Annotated in this window: 17 protein-coding genes and 1 tRNA gene; 12 read left to right on the top strand and 6 right to left on the bottom strand. The window is 71.5% G+C overall.

The window, feature by feature from the left end; all coding sequences use genetic code 11:
* The first annotated feature begins 72 nt into the window (after positions 1 to 72).
* The 8 genes from ACZ3KJ_RS06155 to ACZ3KJ_RS06190 all read left to right on the top strand — a co-directional run bounded on the left by ACZ3KJ_RS06155 (position 73) and on the right by ACZ3KJ_RS06190 (position 9,518).
* A complete protein-coding gene (locus ACZ3KJ_RS06155; RefSeq protein WP_467525016.1) occupies positions 73 to 828 on the top strand; it encodes a YcnI family copper-binding membrane protein in 756 nt (251 codons plus the stop codon).
* 78 nt (positions 829 to 906) lie between these two features.
* Positions 907 to 1,560: an SCO family protein gene (locus tag ACZ3KJ_RS06160; RefSeq protein WP_467525017.1), complete on the top strand. Its 654-nt coding sequence runs from the start codon at positions 907 to 909 to the stop codon at positions 1,558 to 1,560.
* Complete coding sequence (locus tag ACZ3KJ_RS06165; RefSeq protein ID WP_467525018.1) at positions 1,557 to 2,009, top strand: copper chaperone PCu(A)C; 453 nt, start codon at positions 1,557 to 1,559, stop codon at positions 2,007 to 2,009. The genes ACZ3KJ_RS06160 and ACZ3KJ_RS06165 overlap by 4 nt, the downstream gene beginning before the upstream one ends.
* A 109-nt stretch (positions 2,010 to 2,118) precedes the next feature.
* Positions 2,119 to 4,137, top strand: a complete 2,019-nt coding sequence (locus ACZ3KJ_RS06170) for a copper resistance CopC/CopD family protein (RefSeq protein ID WP_467525755.1) — start codon at positions 2,119 to 2,121, stop codon at positions 4,135 to 4,137.
* 8 nt (positions 4,138 to 4,145) lie between these two features.
* Positions 4,146 to 5,621 carry an iron uptake transporter deferrochelatase/peroxidase subunit gene (gene efeB / locus ACZ3KJ_RS06175; protein ID WP_467525020.1) on the top strand — a complete coding sequence of 492 codons (1,476 nt, stop codon included), beginning with the start codon at positions 4,146 to 4,148 and terminating at the stop codon, positions 5,619 to 5,621.
* 253 nt (positions 5,622 to 5,874) lie between these two features.
* Complete coding sequence (gene pheA, locus ACZ3KJ_RS06180; protein ID WP_467525021.1) at positions 5,875 to 6,807, top strand: prephenate dehydratase; 933 nt, start codon at positions 5,875 to 5,877, stop codon at positions 6,805 to 6,807.
* A 621-nt stretch (positions 6,808 to 7,428) separates the two neighbouring features.
* Positions 7,429 to 8,706, top strand: a complete 1,278-nt coding sequence (serS, locus tag ACZ3KJ_RS06185) for a serine--tRNA ligase (RefSeq protein ID WP_467525022.1) — start codon at positions 7,429 to 7,431, stop codon at positions 8,704 to 8,706.
* Positions 8,703 to 9,518 carry an HAD family hydrolase gene (locus ACZ3KJ_RS06190; protein WP_467525024.1) on the top strand — a complete coding sequence of 272 codons (816 nt, stop codon included), beginning with the start codon at positions 8,703 to 8,705 and terminating at the stop codon, positions 9,516 to 9,518. Before serS ends, ACZ3KJ_RS06190 begins: the two co-directional genes overlap by 4 nt.
* Positions 9,519 to 9,727: 209 nt before the next feature.
* Here the strand turns inward: ACZ3KJ_RS06190 and ACZ3KJ_RS06195 are convergent.
* The 5 genes from ACZ3KJ_RS06195 to ACZ3KJ_RS06215 form a co-directional block, all read right to left on the bottom strand.
* A tRNA-Ser gene (locus tag ACZ3KJ_RS06195) sits at positions 9,728 to 9,814 on the bottom strand.
* Between the two features lie 301 nt (positions 9,815 to 10,115).
* Entirely contained in the window at positions 10,116 to 10,835 is a 720-nt protein-coding gene (locus tag ACZ3KJ_RS06200) for an ABC transporter permease subunit (RefSeq protein ID WP_389518938.1), read from the bottom strand.
* 10 nt (positions 10,836 to 10,845) lie between these two features.
* Positions 10,846 to 11,757, bottom strand: coding sequence for an ABC transporter ATP-binding protein (locus ACZ3KJ_RS06205; protein ID WP_467525026.1), 912 nt, complete (start codon positions 11,755 to 11,757; stop codon positions 10,846 to 10,848).
* Entirely contained in the window at positions 11,754 to 12,665 is a 912-nt protein-coding gene (locus ACZ3KJ_RS06210; protein WP_467525027.1) for an ABC transporter permease, read from the bottom strand. The genes ACZ3KJ_RS06205 and ACZ3KJ_RS06210 overlap by 4 nt, the downstream gene beginning before the upstream one ends.
* Positions 12,655 to 13,680 carry an ABC transporter ATP-binding protein gene (locus tag ACZ3KJ_RS06215; protein WP_467525029.1) on the bottom strand — a complete coding sequence of 342 codons (1,026 nt, stop codon included), beginning with the start codon at positions 13,678 to 13,680 and terminating at the stop codon, positions 12,655 to 12,657. Before ACZ3KJ_RS06215 ends, ACZ3KJ_RS06210 begins: the two co-directional genes overlap by 11 nt.
* Positions 13,681 to 14,002: 322 nt before the next feature.
* On the opposite strand from ACZ3KJ_RS06215, the gene ACZ3KJ_RS06220 reads away from it, so the two are divergent.
* The 4 genes from ACZ3KJ_RS06220 to ACZ3KJ_RS06235 all read left to right on the top strand — a co-directional run bounded on the left by ACZ3KJ_RS06220 (position 14,003) and on the right by ACZ3KJ_RS06235 (position 18,580).
* Positions 14,003 to 15,790: an SDR family oxidoreductase gene (locus ACZ3KJ_RS06220; RefSeq protein ID WP_467525030.1), complete on the top strand. Its 1,788-nt coding sequence runs from the start codon at positions 14,003 to 14,005 to the stop codon at positions 15,788 to 15,790.
* Between the two features lie 185 nt (positions 15,791 to 15,975).
* On the top strand, positions 15,976 to 16,524 hold the full coding sequence (locus ACZ3KJ_RS06225; RefSeq protein ID WP_467525031.1) for an RNA 2'-phosphotransferase: 549 nt from the start codon (positions 15,976 to 15,978) through the stop codon (positions 16,522 to 16,524).
* A 163-nt stretch (positions 16,525 to 16,687) separates the two neighbouring features.
* On the top strand, positions 16,688 to 17,590 hold the full coding sequence (locus ACZ3KJ_RS06230) for an LLM class flavin-dependent oxidoreductase (protein ID WP_467525033.1): 903 nt from the start codon (positions 16,688 to 16,690) through the stop codon (positions 17,588 to 17,590).
* A 90-nt stretch (positions 17,591 to 17,680) separates the two neighbouring features.
* Entirely contained in the window at positions 17,681 to 18,580 is a 900-nt protein-coding gene (locus ACZ3KJ_RS06235; RefSeq protein WP_467525035.1) for an HAD hydrolase family protein, read from the top strand.
* A gap of 21 nt (positions 18,581 to 18,601) precedes the next feature.
* Here ACZ3KJ_RS06235 and ACZ3KJ_RS06240 read toward each other — a convergent pair whose 3' ends face one another.
* Positions 18,602 to 19,666 (bottom strand): M23 family metallopeptidase, encoded by a 1,065-nt coding sequence (locus tag ACZ3KJ_RS06240; protein ID WP_467525036.1) that lies wholly within the window; start codon positions 19,664 to 19,666, stop codon positions 18,602 to 18,604.
* Positions 19,667 to 19,752 lie beyond the last annotated feature (86 nt).

The raw sequence follows: 19,752 nt of genomic DNA on the forward strand, positions 1-19,752 counted from the left end.
GCGTGCGCACGTTTTCCGTGCCCACGCCCCACCTCACCGCAGACCTCACTCGGAGTGGAGTGCTTCGCCGTCATGAAGATCTCTCGTCTCGCCGCCGCCGCTGCCGTCGCCGGCTCCACCGTTCTGGTGCTGTCCGCTCCCGCCTTCGCGCACGTGAGCGTGCAGCCGGAGGGAACGGCCGCCAAGGGCGGGTACGCCCTCGTGAACTTCCGCGTCCCCAACGAGCGTGACAACGCCTCGACCACCAAGCTGGAGGTCAACTTCCCGACCGACACTCCGCTGGCCTCGGTGCTGCCGCAGGCGGTCCCCGGCTGGAAGATCGTCGTCACCAAGAGCAAGCTGGCCAAGCCGCTGGAGCTGCACGGACAGCAGGTGACCGAGGCCGTCTCCAAGGTCACCTGGACCGCGGAGGACAAGGGCATCCAGCCCGGCTTCATCCAGCAGTTCCCGGTCTCCGTCGGCGCGCTGCCCGAGGACACCGACGAAGTCGTCTTCAAGGCGATCCAGACGTACTCCAACAACGAGGTCGTGCGCTGGATCGAGGTGCAGGAGGAGGGCGCCGAGGAGCCCGACACCCCGGCTCCCGTGCTCACCCTGTCCGACGCGGCCGACGACGACCACGCCCACGCCTCCGCCTCCGCCTCCGCCTCTGAGGACGACGACGCCGAGGCCGCCGCCGCCACGACCGAGGCCTCCGACTCCTCCGGCGACTCCGACACCACCGCCCGCGTCCTGGGCGTCGTCGGCATCGTCGTCGGCGCCGCCGGTGTGGCGTACGGCGTGCTCGCCGGGCGTCGCCGGACCACCGGAACCGGCGACGCCTCCTGACGTCAGGCCGTCCGTGGTGCGCGCCGGGGCCATGACCCCGGCGCGCACCGGAACCATCACATCTGGGACTTTTCATCCATGCGCAAGACGACGTTCGCCGCGGCCGCGCTGCTGGCCGCCGCCTCCCTCACCCTCTCCGCCTGCGGCAGCAGCGACGACAGCGGCTCCAGCCCCGTCGCAGCCGTCGCCGAGGACGGCTCGCAGCAGGCCGCGACCGTGCTCGACCAGCCCTTCACCAAGCCGGACCTGGTGCTGACCGACACCCAGGGCAAGCAGTACGACCTCCGCGAGGAGACCGCCGGCCACCCGACGCTGCTGTACTTCGGCTACACCAACTGCCCCGACGTCTGCCCGCTGACGATGAGCAACATCGCCGTGGCGAAGAAGCAGCTGTCCCAGGCCGAGCAGGACGAGCTGCGCGTCGTGTTCGTCACCACCGACCCGGACCGCGACACCTCCGCCGCGCTCGGCGCCTGGCTGAAGGGCATCGACCCGCAGGTGGTCGGACTGACCGGTGACTTCACCACCATCCAGACCGCCGCCCGCACCCTCGGTATCTCCATCGAGGCGCCGCACAAGGACAAGAACGGCAAGACGGTCTCCACCCACGGCACCCAGGTCATCGCCTTCTCCCCCAAGACGGACGCCGGCTACCTCCTCTACGGCGAGGACGCCACGGTCGACGACTACACCGAGGACCTGCCCAAGATCCTCAAGGGGCAGAACCCGTGAGGCGGTCCACCGCCTGCGCCACCGCGGTCCTGGCCGGGAGCCTGGTCCTCGCGGGCTGCGGCTCCGACGCCTCGGCGGCCGACCTGTCCGTGAGCGGCGCCTACATGCCGCAGCCCGTCTCCGACTCCATGGCGGCCGGATTCCTGACGATCACCAACGAGGGCGGGACGAAGGACGAACTGACGTCCGTCAGCAGTGACGTCGCCGGCAGCGTCACCGTCCACGAGACGGTCGACGGGACGATGGAGGAGGCCGACTCCCTCGACGTGCCCGCGCACGGCCGGCTCGTTCTCTCCAGCGGCGGGAACCACCTGATGTTCGAGAAGCTGACGCGCAAGCCGAGCCAGGGCGAGAAGGTGACCGTGGAACTGCACTTCGCCGAGTCCGGAACCGTCGAGGTCCAGATGCCGGTGGAAGCGGCCACCTACACCCCGAAGACCGGGAACTGAGGGAAGGACCACCGTGAGCCAGACCATCGCCCCCGGTGCCCGGAGGCCGAACGGCACGCCCAGGACCCGCAGGCCGGGCACCGCCGCGGCGGCCGGGGTGCGGACCCTGGTGCTGCTGTTCCTCGCCGTCGCCGGCGCGCTCCTCGCCGGCGCCGGACCGGCGTCCGCGCACGCCGCGCTGACCGGCAGCGACCCCGCGCAGGGGGCGGTGGTCGACACGGCACCCGCGCAGGTGTCGCTGACCTTCTCCGAACAGGTCGCGATGAACGGCGACTCCCTGCGCGTCCTCGACCCCAAGGGCACACGCGCCGACACCGGCGAGCCCACCAACGTCAGCGGCACCACCTACGCCGTGCCCCTGCACTCGGGGCTGCCCGACGGCACGTACACGGTGACCTACCAGGTGGTGTCCGCCGACAGCCACCCCGTCGCCGGCGCCTACACGTTCTCCATCGGCTCCCCCTCGAAGACCAGCGTCTCGGTCTCCGCGCAGGAGGCCGGCGGCGGATTCGTCGGCGGGCTGTACGGGTTCGGACGGTACGTGTCCTACGCCGGGTACCTCGTCATGGTCGGCGGGGCCGTGTTCGTGCTGGCCTGCTGGCCGCGCGGCACGGGGGTGCGGGCCGTGCAGCGGCTCGTGGTCTCCGGCTGGCTCGCGCTCACCGCGGCCACCCTGTTCCTGCTGCTCCTGCGCGGCTCCTACACCGGCACCGGGAAGGTCGCCGACGTCTTCGACCTCGACCTGCTCGGGCAGGTCCTCCAGACGAAGACGGGCGCCGCGCTGGTCTCCCGGCTGCTGCTGCTCGCCGCGGCCGCGCTGTTCATCGCCGTGCTCTTCGGCGCGTACGACAAGCGGGAGGACGAGGAGAAGCGGGATCTGACCTTCGGGCTGGCCGTCGGCGGCTCGGTCGTGGCCGCCGGGCTCGCGGCGAGCTGGGCGATGGCGGAGCACGCCTCCACCGGGGTGCAGCCCGGCATCGCGATGCCCGCGGACGTCCTGCACCTGCTGGCCGCCGCCGTCTGGCTGGGCGGGCTGTGCGCGCTCCTCGTGGCGCTGTACCGCTCGGACGCACCGGTCGGGGCGCCGGCCGTCCGCCGGTTCTCACAGGTCGCCTTCGCCTCCGTCCTCGCCCTGGTCGTGACCGGCGTCTACCAGTCGTGGCGCCAGCTCGGGTCCTGGTCGGCCTTCACCGACACCCGCTACGGGCAGCTCCTGCTCGTCAAGATCGGGCTGGTGGCGCTGCTGGTCGGCCTCGCCTGGATCTCACGGCGGTGGACGACGCGGATGACGGAGACGGCACCCTTGGCCGCCCCCGGGAAGACGTCCGTCGCGGCACGGTCCGCGGCGCGGGAACCCGCCTCCGCGAAGGTGAGCACGGCCGGTGCCGGGAAGGCCGCAGGTGCAGGGAAGGCCGCAGGTGCGGAGAACGCCGCCGGTACCGGGGAAGCCGGTGGGGGGAAGGCCGCCGCCGGAGCCGGGAAAACCGGTGGGGGGAAAGCCGGTACCAGGGCCGGGAAAGCCGGTACCGGAGCCCGCGACAAGGACGACGAGCGGACCGCGCAGCTCGCCCGGCAGCGGGCCGCCGTGGAGGCCGCACGGCAGAAGCGGCAGCGCGACGCCGACCCGAACCGCTTCGGCCTGCGCCGCTCGGTGCTCGCCGAGGCGGGTGTCGCCGTCGTGCTGCTCGCCGTCACCACCGCGCTGACGTCCACCGAGCCCGGCCGTACGGAGCAGGAGGCCAGGGCGGCCACGGCGGCCTCGTCGTCGTCCCCGGCGGCCGGCTCCGGCGCCCTGACCCTCGACATGTCCTTCGACACCGGCGGCGCCGACGGCCAGGGCGTGGTCAGCGTGAACCTCGACCCCGCGCGGACCGGCGCCAACGTCATGCACGTCTACGTCACCCGCCCCAACGGCCGCGCCTTCGACGTCCCCGAGGTGAAGATTGCCCTCACGCTCGCGGCCAAGGACATCGGGCCGCTGCCCGTCGCGCCCGACCACATCACCACCGGCCACTGGTCGGCGGACGGAGTGCAGATCCCCGTGGCCGGCGAATGGAAGATCGCCGTGACCGTGCGGACCTCCGACATCGACCAGGTGACCGTCTCCAAGAACGCGCAGATCGGCTGAACCGCACCATGCCCGACCAGTCCACCAGGGCGGCCCGCACGCCCGACGCCGACACCGGAACCGACCGCAAGACCAACTCCAAGACCAGCGCCAAGAGCAGCTCCGCGACCAACGCCAAGGCCAGTGCCAAGAGCAGCTCCGCGACCAACGCCAAGGCCAGCTCCGAGACCGGGTCGAAGAGCAGTCCCGAGGCCGGTTCCCGGACCGGCTCCCAGACCGATGGCGGGACGGCCCCCGAGGCAGTCCCCGCGGGGGCCTCCGCTCCCGGAAGCCTGTCCCGGCGCAAGCTGCTCGGCACCGCCGGTGCCACCGGGCTGGTGCTCGGTGCCGCGGGCGCGGGCGCCGGGTACGCCGCCGCGCCCGCCGAGGCGACCCCGCTGTCCTCGATCGGCTCCGAGCAGGCGATGTTCCACGTGAAACATCAGCCCGGCATCACCCAGGGCCTCCAGGCACGCGGGCACCTGGTCGCCTTCGACCTCGCCGCCGGAGCGGGCCGCAAGGAAGCCGCCGCGCTGCTGCGCCGCTGGTCCGAGACGGCTCGGCGCCTGATGGCGGGCGAGGAGGCACCGCACGACGACACCGGCGTGGCCCGGGACGCCGGTCCGTCCGGGCTGACCGTCACCTTCGGCTTCGGCCACAGCTTCTTCACCCGCACCGGTCTGGAGAAGCAGCGTCCGGTCGCGCTGGACCCCCTGCCGGACTTCTCCGCCGATCAGCTCGACAAGTCCCGCAGCAACGGTGATCTGTGGGTGCAGATCGGCGCGAACGACGCCCTGGTGGCCTTCCACGCCCTGCGCGCGATCCAGAAGGAGGCGGGCCGCGCCGCCACCGTCCGCTGGCAGATGAACGGCTTCAACCGCACACCGGGCGCCACCGCCCACCCCATGACCACACGCAACCTCATGGGCCAGATGGACGGCACCCGCAATCCCCGCTCGACGGACGCCGACTTCGACGAGCGGATCTTCGTGCCGGCGTCCGGCTCGGACGACCCCGCCTGGATGGCCCACGGCTCCTACGTCGTCGTACGCCGTATCCGCATGCTTCTCGACGACTGGGAGAAGCTGTCGCTCAAGGCCCAGGAGCAGGTCATCGGGCGCCGCAAATCCGACGGGGCGCCGCTGACCGGAGGCACCGAGACCACCGAGATGGACCTGGAGAAGACGGACGCCGACGGCGACCTGGTCGTGCCGCTCAACGCGCACGCCCGGATCACCCGGCCGGACCAGAACGGGGGCGCGGCCATGCTGCGGCGGCCGTTCTCGTACCACGACGGCATCGACGCGGACGGGGTGCCGGACGCGGGGCTCCTCTTCATCTGCTGGCAGGCGGACCCGTTGCGCGGCTTCGTCACGGTGCAGCGCAAGCTGGACCGCGGGGACGCCCTGTCGGCGTACATCCGCCATGAGGCGAGCGGTCTCTTCGCGGTACCGGGCGGGGCGGCGCAGGGGGAGTACGTGGGGCAGCGGCTGCTGGAGGCCTGAGGGGGAACGCGACCGCCGCCCAAGTCCCGCCGAGAGGCGTCGCGAGACTGTGTCGAGAGCCTTGTACGGCGGCAGTTGTCGAGAGCCTTGTGCGGCCGGTGTCGAGAGTCTTGTGCGGCTGCTGTCGAGAGCCTTGTACGGCCGGTGTCCAGAGCCGTTTCCGGAAGCTGTCGAGGTCACGCGGATTCACTCGGGGGAACGGCCGTCGTGAGACACGTGCGTCCTGTTCCGCAAGCGCCATTAGGGTGAGGTCATGCCAGCGAGCTATGCGTACCTCGGCCCCGAGGGCACCTTCACGGAGGTCGCCCTGCGCACGCTGCCCGAAACGGCGACCCGACAGCTGGTCCCGTACGTCTCCGTACAGTCCGCCCTGGACGCGGTGCGCACGGGAGAGGCCGAGGCCGCGTTCGTGCCGATCGAGAACTCCGTCGAGGGCGGGATCACCACCACCCTCGACGAGCTGGTCGCCGGCGCGCCGTTGATGATCTACCGCGAGGTGCTGCTGTCGATTACCTTCGCGCTGCTGGTCCGGCCCGGCACCGAGCTGTCGGACATCAAGACGGTCACCGCGCACCCGGCCGCGCAGCCTCAGGTGCGCAACTGGCTGAAGGCGAACCTCCCGGACGTGGTGTGGGAGTCGGCCGCCTCGAACGCCGACGGCGCCCGTCTGGTGCGGGAGGGCCGCTACGACGCGGCCTTCGCGGGCGAGTTCGCGGCGGCCCGGTACGGCCTGGAGGCCCTGGAGACCGAGATCCACGACGCGGAGAACGCCCAGACGCGGTTCGTGCTGGTGGGCCGTCCGGCCCGGCCCGCGGCGCCGACGGGGGCCGACAAGACGTCCGTCGTGCTGTGGCAGCGTGACGACCACCCCGGCACCCTGCGGGACCTGCTGGGCGAGTTCGCCACCCGGGGCATCAACCTGATGGTGCTGCAGTCCCGGCCGACCGGCGCGGGCATCGGCAACTACTGCTTCTGCATCGACGCCGCCGGCCACATCACCGACCGGCGGATGGCCGAGGCGCTCACGAGCCTGAAGCGGATCTGCCGTGATGTGCGCTTCCTCGGCTCGTACCCGCGCGCGAACGTCACCGCGGCCGATGTGCAGGCTCCGCTGCCCGGCACCTCGGACGAGGAGTTCGTGGCGGCGGCGGACTGGGTCGCGCGCTGCCAGGACGGCCGTTTCTGACCTCACGGGCCGCGCCCCCTCCGGGCGTCCCCTCCGGGCGTCCCCTCCGGGCGCTCCCTCCGGGCCCCCGCGTCCCCACACCGCCGCCCTCGGGCCGGTCCGACCGGCATATCTTCGTTGTCCACAGAAGTTATCCACAGGGCGGCTTCTCGACCTGGGGACAAGTCGACAACGAAGTGCCCTTCAGTCGACAAATCGCCCTTCTGGCCACAAGGGCGGTCCCGGCCCTACAGATCACCCTTCGTCCCTCCGTTTCCTTCGATCGCCCCTTTGAGGTGACCCATTTCCACCCGAAAGCGGGCGGGGGATCGGTTTGACCAAGGAATTACGCGGTCCACGAACCGCCTCAGGAATGATCAATTCCGATGTCCACAGATTTTCCTCACAGCCTGTGGATAACTCTCCTCGGGTGTGGATACCTGTGGACAACGGGCTCCCAAGTCCCGTTCTCCACAAGGCGATCGGGTCAACCCGGCGCCGGACGCCCGCTCCGTTCCAGGGCACGGAGCACTCCGATCGACCCACGCAAGCACACCAGGCAATCGACCCATATCGCTCTGTAAGCCGTGTTCCGCAATAGTGAGTCGTGAGCCGTCACTCCTCACCGGTAGCCTTGAGCACGTGATTGACCTTCGCCTGCTCCGTGAGGACCCCGACCGTGTGCGCGCGTCCCAGCGCGCCCGTGGAGAGGACGTCGCGCTCGTCGACGCTCTCCTGTCTGCCGACGAGCGGCGCAGGTCGTCCGGCGTCCGCTTCGACGAGCTGCGCGCCGAACAGAAGCAGCTCGGCAAGCTCATCCCCAAGGCCTCCGCGGACGAGAAGGCCGAGCTGCTCAAGCGCGCCGAGCAGCTCAAGTCCGACGTCAAGGCGGCCGACACCGAACGTGACGCGGCCGACCAGGAGACCCAGGAACTGCTCCTGCGGCTCGGCAACCTCGTCCACCCCGACGTGCCCGTCGGCGGCGAGGAGGACTTCGTCACCCTGGAGACGCACGGCGAGCTCCGCGACTTCGCCGCCGAGGGCTTCGAGCCCAAGGACCACCTGGAGCTCGGCCAGCTCCTCGGCGCGATCGACGTCGAACGCGGCGCGAAGGTCTCCGGCTCCCGCTTCTACTTCCTCACCGGCGTCGGCGCCCTGCTGGAGCTCGCGCTGGTGAACGCGGCGATCGCCCAGGCGACGGCCGCCGGCTTCACCCCCATGCTCACCCCGGCGCTGGTGCGCCCCCAGTCCATGGCGGGCACCGGCTTCCTCGGCCAGGCGGCCCAGGACGTCTACCACCTCGACAAGGACGACCTCTACCTCGTCGGCACCTCCGAGGTCCCCCTCGCCGCGTACCACATGGACGAGATCATCGACGCCGAGCGCCTGCCGCTGCGCTACGCGGGCTTCTCCCCCTGCTTCCGCCGCGAGGCCGGCTCGCACGGCAAGGACACCCGGGGCATCTTCCGCGTGCACCAGTTCGACAAGGTCGAGATGTTCACGTACGTCACCCCGGAGGACTCCCAGGCCGAGCACCAGCGCCTGCTGGAGTGGGAGAAGCAGTGGCTGACCTCCCTGGAACTGCCGTTCCGCGTGATCGACGTCGCCACCGGTGACCTGGGCTCCTCGGCCGCCCGCAAGTTCGACTGCGAGGCGTGGATCCCGACCCAGGGCAAGTACCGCGAGCTGACCTCGACGTCGGACTGCACCGAGTTCCAGTCCCGCCGCCTCCAGATCCGGGTCCGCGAGGGCAAGCAGATCCGCCCCCTGGCCACGCTCAACGGCACGCTGTGCGCCGTTCCGCGCACGATCGTGGCGATCCTGGAGAACCACCAGCAGGCCGACGGCTCCGTGCGCGTGCCCGAGGTGCTGCGCCCGTACCTCGGCGGCCGAGAGGTGCTGGAGCCGGTGGCCAAGTGAGCGAGGCCACCGCACCGGGCTTCCCCTACCGACTGATCGCGACCGACCTCGACGGGACGCTGCTGCGCTCCGACGAGTCGATCTCACGGCGCACCCGTGACGCCCTCGCCGCGGCCACCGCGGCGGGGGCCGCCCACATCGTCGTGACCGGCCGTGCCGCCCCCTGGACGCGGCACATCCTCGACAGCCTCGGCTACGACGGCCTCGCGGTCTGCGCCCAGGGCGCCCAGGTCTACGACGCCGGCGCACACCGTCTGCTGACGTCGGTGACCCTGGACCGGCAGCTGGCCGGAGTGGCCCTCGCCAAGATCGAGGCGGAGGTCGGACCGCTGTACCTGGCGGCGAGCCGCGACGGACTGGACGGGGAGGTGCTCGTCGGCCCCGGCTACGCGGTCACCGGCAAGCTCCCGGCGACGCCGTTCACCGACGCGTCGGACCTGTGGTCCGCGCCGCTCAACAAGATCTACATACAGCACCCCCGGCTCTCCGACGACGAGCTGGCGGAGGCGGCCCTGCGGGCAGCGGGCGGCTTCGTCAACGTCGCGATGGCCGGCGCGGGCATCGTGGAGCTGCTCCCCCTCGGCCTGTCCAAGGCCACCGGTCTCTCCCTGGCCGCCCGGCGCCTGGGCCTGAAGGCCGCCGACACGATCGCCTTCGGCGACATGCCCAACGACATCCCGATGTTCGCCTGGGCCGCACGGGGCGTGGCCATGGCCAACGCCCACCCGCAACTCACCGCCGTGGCCGACGAGGTGACGTCCTCCAACGAGGAGGACGGCATCGCACGGGTGATCGAAAGACTGCTGGTCTGACGGCCCACGAAAACACCGATCACCACAGGCGACCAGGCGATCAGGAGCACCGGCCAATCGCGCCCCCGATCGCCACAGGCGATCAGGGGCGCGGGGAACTGCGCGACCAGCCACGACGCTCCCGCACCCGAAGAACTCCCCGCTCCCGCCCCACCCTTCCCTCAGTACCGCCGACCGACCCCCGGCCCAGTCCCAGTGACAACGTCTCGCGGAGGATGCACGGATCGAACGTGCGCGGGCCTTCCGACCCGACCACGGCTCAGCAAGCCGGTGCCTTACCACTCGGCCAATCCTCCGGGTGGGCGGCCTCACGCGAGAGCGACATCGCGTGCTCGAAGCGGCCGCCCCGGGCAGTCCCCCGTGTGGGGCGGGCTCGACGGAGGGGTAACTACTCCGGAGCCCGCTGGGGGCTGCCCTGTCGGAAGCGGAACGGACTGCTGTGCAGGGACATCGTCCCGCTCCTCTCCCCGTACGTGGCGCCGGTACCGTCCCGGCGCCCGCGGACACGACCACTGTGCCGTCCGGGCACACCGCGCGCCACTGAATAAAACGGCGCGGGCGGCGCCACACGGTGTCCGCAGGCGCCGCCCCCGTCGTTCACTCCTCGCCCGCCAGCGTCAGCGCCCGCAGCTTCTGGCCCGCGTACCAGGTGGCCAGCACGGTCACCGTGACCAGCAGGACCGTCGCCGTCGTCAGGCCGACGTCGGAGACGATCAGGTCCCCGCCGGCGACCTTGTCGGCGACCGCCAGCGACCACTGCTGGACGCTGAGCGTGCGCGCGCCCGGCACCAGGGACCCGAACAGGGCCTCCCAGACGAGGGCGTAGACGAGGCCGAAGACCACCGCGTGCCGGGACACCGTGCCCAGCAGCAGGAACAGCGCGGCGTAGGCGATGGAGGAGACCAGCGCGGCCACCGTGTAGGCGACGGCGATCTGCTGGCCGTTGCCGTTGAGGACGAAGCCCGCGATCAGCGTCGGCAGCGCCGAGAAGACCATCGTCACCGCGATCGCCACGATCAGCTTGGTGAAGATGATCGTGGGCCGCTTCAGCGGCTTGGACAGCAGGTACACCACGGAGCCGTCGTCGATCTCCGGGCCGATCGCGCCGGTGCCCGCGATCACGCCGATGATCGGCACCATGGTGGCGAGCGCGAGCCCGCCGAGCAGGTCGGAGGCCGTCTGGTCGTCGGCTCCGGCGAGAGCGCGCACGACCACGGAGATCGCGATCAGCAGCAGCGGCAGCGCGCCGAGGATGAGGGCCCGGCGACGGCCGAGCAGGGCCCGGTAGGTGAGGCGGGCGACGGTGGGGTCGTACATCTTCGGCCTCCTACGCCGCGACCAGATACGAGAAGACGGACTCGAGAGACTCGTCGGACGGCGAGACCGTGAGCAGGCGGATGCCGTGGTCGCGCGCCACCTTCGGCAGCAGGGCCGTGAAGCGGCCGAAGTCGACGGCCTGGACGCGCAGCGCGCCCTCGGCGAGGTCGACCTCGATGCCGGACGTCGACGGGTCCGCGATCAGCGCGGCCGCGAGGGCACGGTCGTCGCTGGAGCGCACCAGGTACCGGTGCGGGCGGTCGGTCATCAGGCGGCGGATCCTGCGGAAGTCACCGCTGGCCGCATGGCGTCCGGCGACGACGACCTCGATGTGCCGGGCCAACTGCTCGACCTCTTCGAGGATGTGCGAGGAGAACAGCACCGTGCGGCCCTCGTCGCCCATGCGCCGCAGCAGGTCCATGAGGTGCATGCGCTGGCGCGGGTCCATGCCGTTGAAGGGTTCGTCGAGCAGCAGCAGCGACGGGTCGTGGACGAGGGCGCTCGCCATCTTCACGCGCTGACGCATGCCCTTGGAGTACGTCTGGATCTTCCGGTCCTGGGCGTACTCCATCTCCACGGTGGCCAGCGCCTTCCGGGCGGCCTTCTCGCCCAGGCCGTGCAGCTCGGCGTTGGCGACCACGAACTCGCGGCCGGTGAGGAAGTCGTACATCGCCTCGCGTTCGGGGACGATGCCGATGTGCCGGTAGATCTGCTCGTTGCGCCACACCTGCTGTCCGTCGAGGGTGACGGTGCCGGTGGAGGGGGCGAGGAAGCCGCCCATCATGTTGATGAGGGTGGACTTGCCGGCGCCGTTCGGGCCGAGCAGGCCGGTGACGCCCGGCCCGATGGTCATGGTGATGTCGTTGACGGCGACCACGTTGCCGAACCAGCGGGAGACGTGGTCGAGGGAGAGCGTGGTCACAGTCCCACCTTCCGGTAGCGGCGCAGCAGCAGGCCGTAGCAGGCGGCGATCAGGCCGAGGGTGACGAGGACGTAGACCACGCCCTCGCCGCTGGAGGGGCCGATCCCGCCGGGGAACGCCGAGGTCGCGCCGAGGAAGGCCGACTGCACCCCGCCGATGAGCGTGATCGGCGAGAACAGGCCGATCCAGGCGATGGCGCCGGTGCTGTCCTGGACGTCGGCGATGGCCTGGAGCGTGGAGACCGCGCCGTAGGAGATGGTCAGGACGGCGATGACGGCCGCGATGCCGAAGCCGCGGCGGGGGGTGGCGGCGGCGATGACCAGTCCGATACCGGCGAGGAGCAGGGAGAGCAGGGCCACGGACACCAGTCCCTGGGCGAATCCCTCGGTCTGGTCGGCGAAGTCCAGCTTGGCCAGCAGGGCGCCCACGTAGAGCACCAGCAGCGGTGCGGCGGTGAGGACGAACAGCGCCGAGGCGAGCGCGGCGAACTTGGCGCCCACGTAGTCGGCGGTCTCGATCGGACGGGAGAAGTACAGCGGCACGGTCTTGAAGCGCAGGTCGCGCGAGACGGACTGGGGTGCCTGGGAGGCGACGTACAGGCTGATCACGGCCTGCATGACGATCGCGTACCGGGTGTAGTCCAGGGGGAGTTCCTCGGCCTTCGTGGCGACCGCGACGGCGACCATGATGGCCGCGGGCACGCACATCACCACGAACAGCAGCATGGGCAGCACCTTGGACTTCACCGACCGGCCGAGGCCGTAGGCGCCCCGCAGGGACTGCGAGTAGAGGGAGCGGCGGGCGTAGGAACGGCCCAGGCGCGGGCCGTCGTACCCGCGGTAGCCGATGTCGTGGATGCGGCTCTGGTCACCCGACGGGGAGGTGACGGGGTGCTGTTCAACCGCCATGGCCGACGGCCTCCTTCCGCTGCTCGCCGCTGTCCTTGCCGATGCCCGTGCCGGTGCCCTGGTCGCCGTCCTTGTCGGTGTCCTTGTCGGCGTCCTTGAAGACTTCCGCGATGTGGTGCCGGCGCTGTTCCATGCGCACCAGGCCGAGGCCCAGGTCGGCGACCACGTCCCGGACCAGGTCGTACGTCTCCTCGCCCTGTGCGGTCAGCAGCAGGATGTGGCCCGAGCCCGGCAGGCCGCTGTGGCCGTCGAGGACGTCGGCCCCCCGCTCGCGGAGCGCCTCGCGCACCGCGCGGGTGCCGTCGGGGTGCTCGTCGGTGTCGGTGACCTCGATCGCGAGGGTGGTCGTGGTCTGGGTGAAGTCGGTGGTGGAGCTGGAGCGCAGGAGCTTGCCGCCGTCGATGACCACGACGTGGTCGCAGGTGCGCTCCAGCTCGCCCAGCAGGTGCGAGGTGACCAGGACCGAGATGCCGAAATCGGTGTGGATACGGCGGATGAGGCCGAGCATGTCGTCGCGGCCGACCGGGTCGAGGCCGTTGGTCGGCTCGTCGAGGAAGACCAGCTGGGGGTCGTGGACGAGGGCCTGCGCCAGCTTGACGCGCTGCTTCATTCCGGTCGAGTAGCCGCCGATGGGGCGGTAGCGCTCCTCGTACAGGCCGACGTGGCGCAGCGTGTCCGCGGTGCGTTCGCGCGCGGCCGTCGGCGGCAGGCCCGACATCCGTGCCATGTGCACGACGAACTCGGTGGCCGAGACGTCGGGTGGCAGGCAGTCGTGCTCCGGCATGTAGCCGACGCGTTCACGGATGGCTGCGCCCTCGGTGGCGACGTCGAGGCCGAGCACCGCGGCGCGGCCCTCCGTGGCGGGCGAGAGACCCAGCAGGATCTTGATGAGCGTGGACTTGCCGGCTCCGTTGGCGCCGACGAGTCCGGTCACACCGGGTCCGACGTCCACGGACAGCCGGTCGAGCGCGGTCACCCGGGGGAACCGCTTGCTCAGGCTTTCGGTCGCGATCACAGTCACACCGTCGAAGGTAGTGACGTACGCCACGCGACGCGTCAGACCTCAGAGCCGTTCTCGCGTCCGACCTCAGACGTACGGGTCCGTAGGGGAACCCCTGCCTGAGGGTGAGGGGTGGTGATCGACTGCTGGGTGTCCACGCTATTGACGCCTCCTCTAACAAGTGCCAGATTCGGCGGGGTCACGTTACGGACACCACGTAGCGCGGCAGGCCGCGCGTGGCGAGCGGCGCGGGCGGCCCGATCGCGTCGGCGCCGTCGCCGGCCGCCACCGGCCCTGGACGTGACGGAGGCCCGGGCGAGGGAGAGGTGAAGGCGGAGTGACGCTGCCGGAGGGTGTGCGCGAGCGCCGGGTGCCGACCGGCGGGATCGAGTTGTGCGTGGCCGAACTCGGCGACCCCGAACGGCCGGTGGTCGTCCTGGTGCACGGCTATCCGGACAGCAAGGAGGTGTGGTCGCAGGTCGCGTCCCGGCTGGCCGACTGCTTCCACGTGGTCCTCTACGACGTCCGCGGCCACGGCCGTTCCACCGCGCCCGCGCCGCTGCGGGGCGGTTTCACCCTGGAGAAGCTGACCGACGACTTCCTGGCGGTCGTCGACGCGGTCAGCCCCGGCAGGCCGGTCCACCTGGTGGGCCACGACTGGGGATCCGTCCAGGGCTGGGAGTTCGTCACGGCCGAGCGGACCCGGGGCAGGATCGCCTCCTTCACGTCGATGTCCGGCCCGTCCCTGGACCACTTCGGCCACTGGATCGAACGGCGCCTGCGCCGGCCCACTCCGCGCCGGGTCGGGCAACTCCTCGGCCAGGGCGCCAAGTCCTGGTACGTGTACCTGCTGCACACGCCCGTCCTGCCCGAACTCGCCTGGCGCGGACCCCTCGGCAGGCTCTGGCCGGGCGTTCTGCGACGGCTGGAGAAGGTCCCGGCCGGCGACTACCCGACGTCCTCCCTGCCCGACGACGCCGCCCACGGCGCCTGGTTGTACCGCGACAACGTACGGCCCCGGATGCGCCGTCCCCGGCCCGACGCGCAGGCGCACGCGCCCGTGCAGCTCATCACGCCCCTCGACGACGCGTATCTGTCGGCGTGGCTGTACGACGAACTGGATCAATGGGTACCCCGGTTGACACGGCGGACGCTGGCCGCGCGGCACTGGGTTCCGCGCACCCGGCCGGATCAGGTCTCGGCCTGGATCGCGGAGTTCGTGACTGCGGTGGAGGCGGAGGGCGACATCGGTCACGGCGCTGCGGACCCGGTGCACGCAGGGCGGGCCCACGGCCCGTTCGCCGAACGCTTCGGCGGACAGCTCGTGTTGGTCACCGGGGCGGGCAGCGGCATCGGACGGGCCACGGCCCTCGCGTTCGCCGAGGCCGGCGCCCGTGTGATCGCCGTGGACCTGGACGCGGACGGCGCGGCCCGCACCGCCGCGGCGTCCCGTCTGGCCGGCGCACCGGAGGCCTGGGCCAAGCAGGTCGACGTGGCCGACGAACGGGCGATGGAGAAGCTGTCCGACGAAGTCCTCACCACGCACGGCGTGTTGGACGTGCTGGTGAACAACGCGGGGATCGGCCTGTCGGGCTCCTTCTTCGACACCACGCCCGAGGACTGGCGCAAGCTCCTGGACGTCAACCTCTGGGGCGTCATCCACGGCTGTCGTCTCTTCGGCCGGCAGATGACCGAACGCGGCCAGGGCGGCCACATCGTCAACATCGCGTCGGCCGCCGCCTTCCAGCCCTCACGGGTGCTGCCCGCCTACAGCACGTCCAAGGCCGCCGTCCTGATGCTGAGCGAGTGCCTCCGCGCCGAACTGGCCGGTCGGGACATCGGTGTCACGGCGGTCTGCCCCGGCCTGGTCGACACCGGCATCACGTCCACGGCGCGGTTCGTCGGCGTCGACGCCGCGGAGGAGGCGCGTCGGCGGAAGCGGTCCCGGCGCGCGTACGGGCTGCGCAACTACCCGCCGGAGAAGGTCGCACGGGCGATCCTGCGCGCGGTGCTGCGGGACGACGCGGTGGTCTCGGTGACTCCCGAGGCGCGCGCTGTGCACGCGTTGTCGCGAGTGGCGCCGGGGGTGTTGAGGCGCCTCGCGCGCATCAGGCCGCTGGGATGAGAGGTTCAGGGACGGACCTTCAACTGCACTGAAAAGCGGCCCGGTTTGCCTGAACAGGACGCTGAGGCAGTCCAGTTGTCCACAGAGACGCCAATTCCCCTGTGGATAACACGGGTTGCTTGTGGACCAAACCTCGGACGTAAAACAAAATGCGTGATTCACGTCTCGCCCGTCATGCTGAGCGGATGGACGAACGACGCGTGGTGAAGGTGTCGAAGTACCTCTCCAAACACCTGCGCCACCAGCCCGAGCGCATCGGCCTCCGGCTCGACGACGGCGGCTGGGTCGAGATCGAGACGCTGATCGCGGCCCTCGCGGCCCACGGCTTCCCCATCACCCGGGACGAACTGGACCAGGTGGTCGCCGCCAACGACAAGAAACGCTTCGCGGTCGAGGGCACCCGTATCCGGGCCAGCCAGGGCCACAGCATCGAGGTGGACCTCGGTCTGCCCCCGGCGACCCCGCCGCCGTACCTCTACCACGGGACCGCGGACCGCTGTCTGGAGGCGATCCGGGCCGAGGGGCTGCGCCCCATGAGCCGGCACGACGTGCACCTCTCACCCGACCGCGAGACGGCGACCAGGGTCGGCGCCCGGCGCGGCCGGCCGGTGGTGCTCTCCGTGGACGCCGGAGCCATGCACCGTGACGGGTACGTCTTCCACGTCAGCGCCAACGGGGTGTGGCTGACGAAGGCCGTACCGCCGCGGTACCTGCGCTTTCCGGAGACGCACTGAGCGGGAGGCGTACGACGGGAGGCGAGCGGCGGAAGCCGTACGACGGGAGGCGAGCGGCGAGCGGCGATCCCGTCAGCCGCCGTCCCCCTCACGGCCACGCCACGGTCAGGAAGGGCGCTGACCGTTTCACGTGAAACGGGGTCGGCCGCCTACGCTCGACGTCATGAGTCTGCGACTGAGTACCGTGATCCTCCCGCACCGCCGCTGGAACGAAGGCGGTGCCCGGTCCTGGACACGTGCCGAGCAGCTCGGCTTCCACGCCGGGTACACCTACGACCACCTGTCCTGGCGTACCTTTCGCGACGGCCCGTGGTTCGGTGCCGTCCCGACGCTCACCGCCGCCGCGTCGATCACCGACCGTCTGCGCCTCGGCACGCTGGTGACCTCGCCGAACTTCCGGCACCCGGTCACCCTCGCCAAGGAACTGATCTCCCTGGACGACATCTCCGGCGGTCGCGTCACCCTGGGCATCGGCGCGGGCGGCACCGGCTTCGACGCCACCGCCCTCGGCCAGGAGCCGTGGACCGCCCGTGAGCGCGCCGACCGCTTCGCCGAGTTCGTGCCCCTGCTCGACCGGCTGCTCACCGAGGACTCCGTGTCGTACGAGGGTGATTTCTACGCGGCTCACGAGGCGCGCACCATCCCCGGCTGCGTCCAGCGGCCCCGGCTGCCCTTCGCGATCGCCGCGACCGGCCCGCGCGGGCTGAAGCTGGCGGCCCGGCACGGACAGGCCTGGGTGACCACCGGCGATCCCAGGCTGTACGAGACCGGCACCCCGGAGCAGTCGGTGCAGGCTCTCCGCGACCAGATCGAGAAGCTGACGGACGCCTGCGTGGCCCTCGGGCGGGACGTCCAGGAGCTCGACAAGATCCTGCTCACCGGGTTCACCCCGGACCGCGGCCGCCCGCTGGAGTCCCTGGACGCCTTCGTCGACTTCGCGGGCCGGCACCAGGAACTCGGCTTCACGGAGCTCGTGCTCCACTGGCCGATCCCCGACTCCGACTTCGCGGCGGACGAGAAGGTCTTCGAGCAGATCGCCATGGAGGCGCCGGGGCAACTGCGCTGACCGCCGGCTTCACCGGCAGAGCTGACAGGGGCGGCAGGGCCGGCAGGCGAGGCCTCGTCCGTGCGGAGCCCCGCACGGACGTGCGGAGGCATGCGGGACAATGGCCCGGTGACCTCAGCGACTCGACAGCCCGAGCCCCCTGCCGCCACTGTCCCGCCCCGGCTGATCGCCACCGACCTCGACGGCACCCTGCTGCGGGACGACAAGTCGGTGTCCCCACGGACCGTCGCGGCCCTGGCGGCGGCCGAGGAAGCGGGCATCGAGGTCTTCTTCGTCACCGGCCGCCCGGCCCGCTGGATGGACGTCGTCAGCGAGCACGTCCACGGGCACGGCCTCGCGATCTGCGGCAACGGCGCCGCCGTGGTCGACCTGCACGGCGGCCGCGGCGCCCACCGGTTCGTGAAGGTGCGGGAGCTGGCCCGGCGGAACGCGCTGGACGCCGTACGGCTGCTGCGTGAGGCGGCACCCGGGACGATGTACGCCGTCGAGCAGACCTACGGCTTCTACCAGGAGCCGGAGTACCCGAAGATGCACCTGGAGGTACCGGACGCCCTGGCGCCGGCCGAGCGGCTGCTGGGACCGGACGCACCCGGCGCCGGCGAGCCGGTGCTGAAGATCCTCGCCTTCCACCCCACGCTCGATCCCGACGCCTTCCTCACCCTCGCGCGCCTCGCCATCGGCGACCGCGCCAACGTCACCCGCTCCAGCCCCAGCGCCCTGCTGGAGATCAGCGGACCCGAGGTCTCCAAGGCCAGCACACTCGCGCTGTGCTGCGCCGAGCGCGGTATCTCCCACGAGGAGGTCGTCGCCTTCGGGGACATGCCGAACGACGTCGAGATGCTCACCTGGGCGGGCCGGTCCTACGCCATGGGCAACGCCCATCCGGACGTCGTCGCGGCGGCCTCCGGTCAGACGGTCGCCAACAACGACGACGGGGTCGCCGTCGTCATCGAGCAACTGGTCGCCGAACGGGCCCGGCCCTCCCGCTGAGACGCGCCCCCGGCGAACGCCCTACTCGACGGGCGCCCCGCGTACCGCCAGCCAGGGCACCGGGTCCACCGCCGACCCCGCCTGCGGGGTGACCCGCACCTCGAAGTGCAGGTGCGGCCCCGTGGAGTTGCCGCTCGTGCCGGACTGGCCGACCCACTGTCCGGGGACCACCTGCTCGCCCTGGTCGACGGTGACCGCCGCGAGGTGGGCGTACTGCGTGTAGTAGCCGTCGGCGTGCTGGAGCACCACCTCGATGCCGAACGGGCCCCCGCACGACACCCGCACCACCAGGCCCACGCCGACCGCCCGCACGGGCGTCCCGATCGGCACCGCGAAGTCCTGCCCGGTGTGCAGGTCGGCCCAGTGGTCCCCTCCGCTGCCGAAGCTCGCGGACAGGGTGTACGCCTCGACGGGCGTCACCCACTCCTGGGTGCGGCGCGGCGACGGCTGGTCGAGGCGTACGGCACCGCGGCACGAGCCGGCCGCCACCGAGGCGTCCGCCCGCCCCTGCAACTCCCACCGCGCCTGTTCCAGCTTCTGCTCGATGCCCTGCTTCAGCACGGACAGTTCCGTGTGGCGCCGGTCCAGCACCTGCCAGGCCGCGGCGGCCTTCGCCTCGTCGACGGCCAGCCGTGCCTCCGCCCGCCGGTTCCTGCCGATCACGTTGTCGACGGCCTCGGCCGTCCGGGAGAAGACCCGCTGACCACGCATCCACGCGTCGGGGTCACGGGCCAGGACTATGTGCGCGGCGGACGACAGCCCCCCGCTGCCGCGGTACTGGGCGCGCGCGATACGCCCCAGGTCCTCGCGCAGAGCGGCGATCTTCTGCCGTTCGCGGTCGAGGAGTTCCTCCAGCCGCTGGGCCCGGGCCCGCTGAGCCTCCGCCTCGAGCCGTGCCGCCTCGTACCGCTGCGTGGCCACGGCCGCGTCCCGGTACAGCCGCACGACCCGCGCGCTGACGCCGGAGTCGGAGTCGGATCCCTCCTCGCCGGGTGCGCCGTCGGCGGCGGCGGGCCGTGCCGCGAGCACCATGGCCGCGCACAGCAGGGCCGAGACGAGCAGAGGGAGACGGCGAGATGAGCACATGTCAGCGATCGTGTCGTGCAGGCCCGGCGCCGGTCCTGTTCAAGTCGTACGCCTGGGGGACCGCCCGCCCCGAATGGCTCAGCTCT

The organism is Streptomyces sp. NPDC003248, from assembly GCF_055563235.1.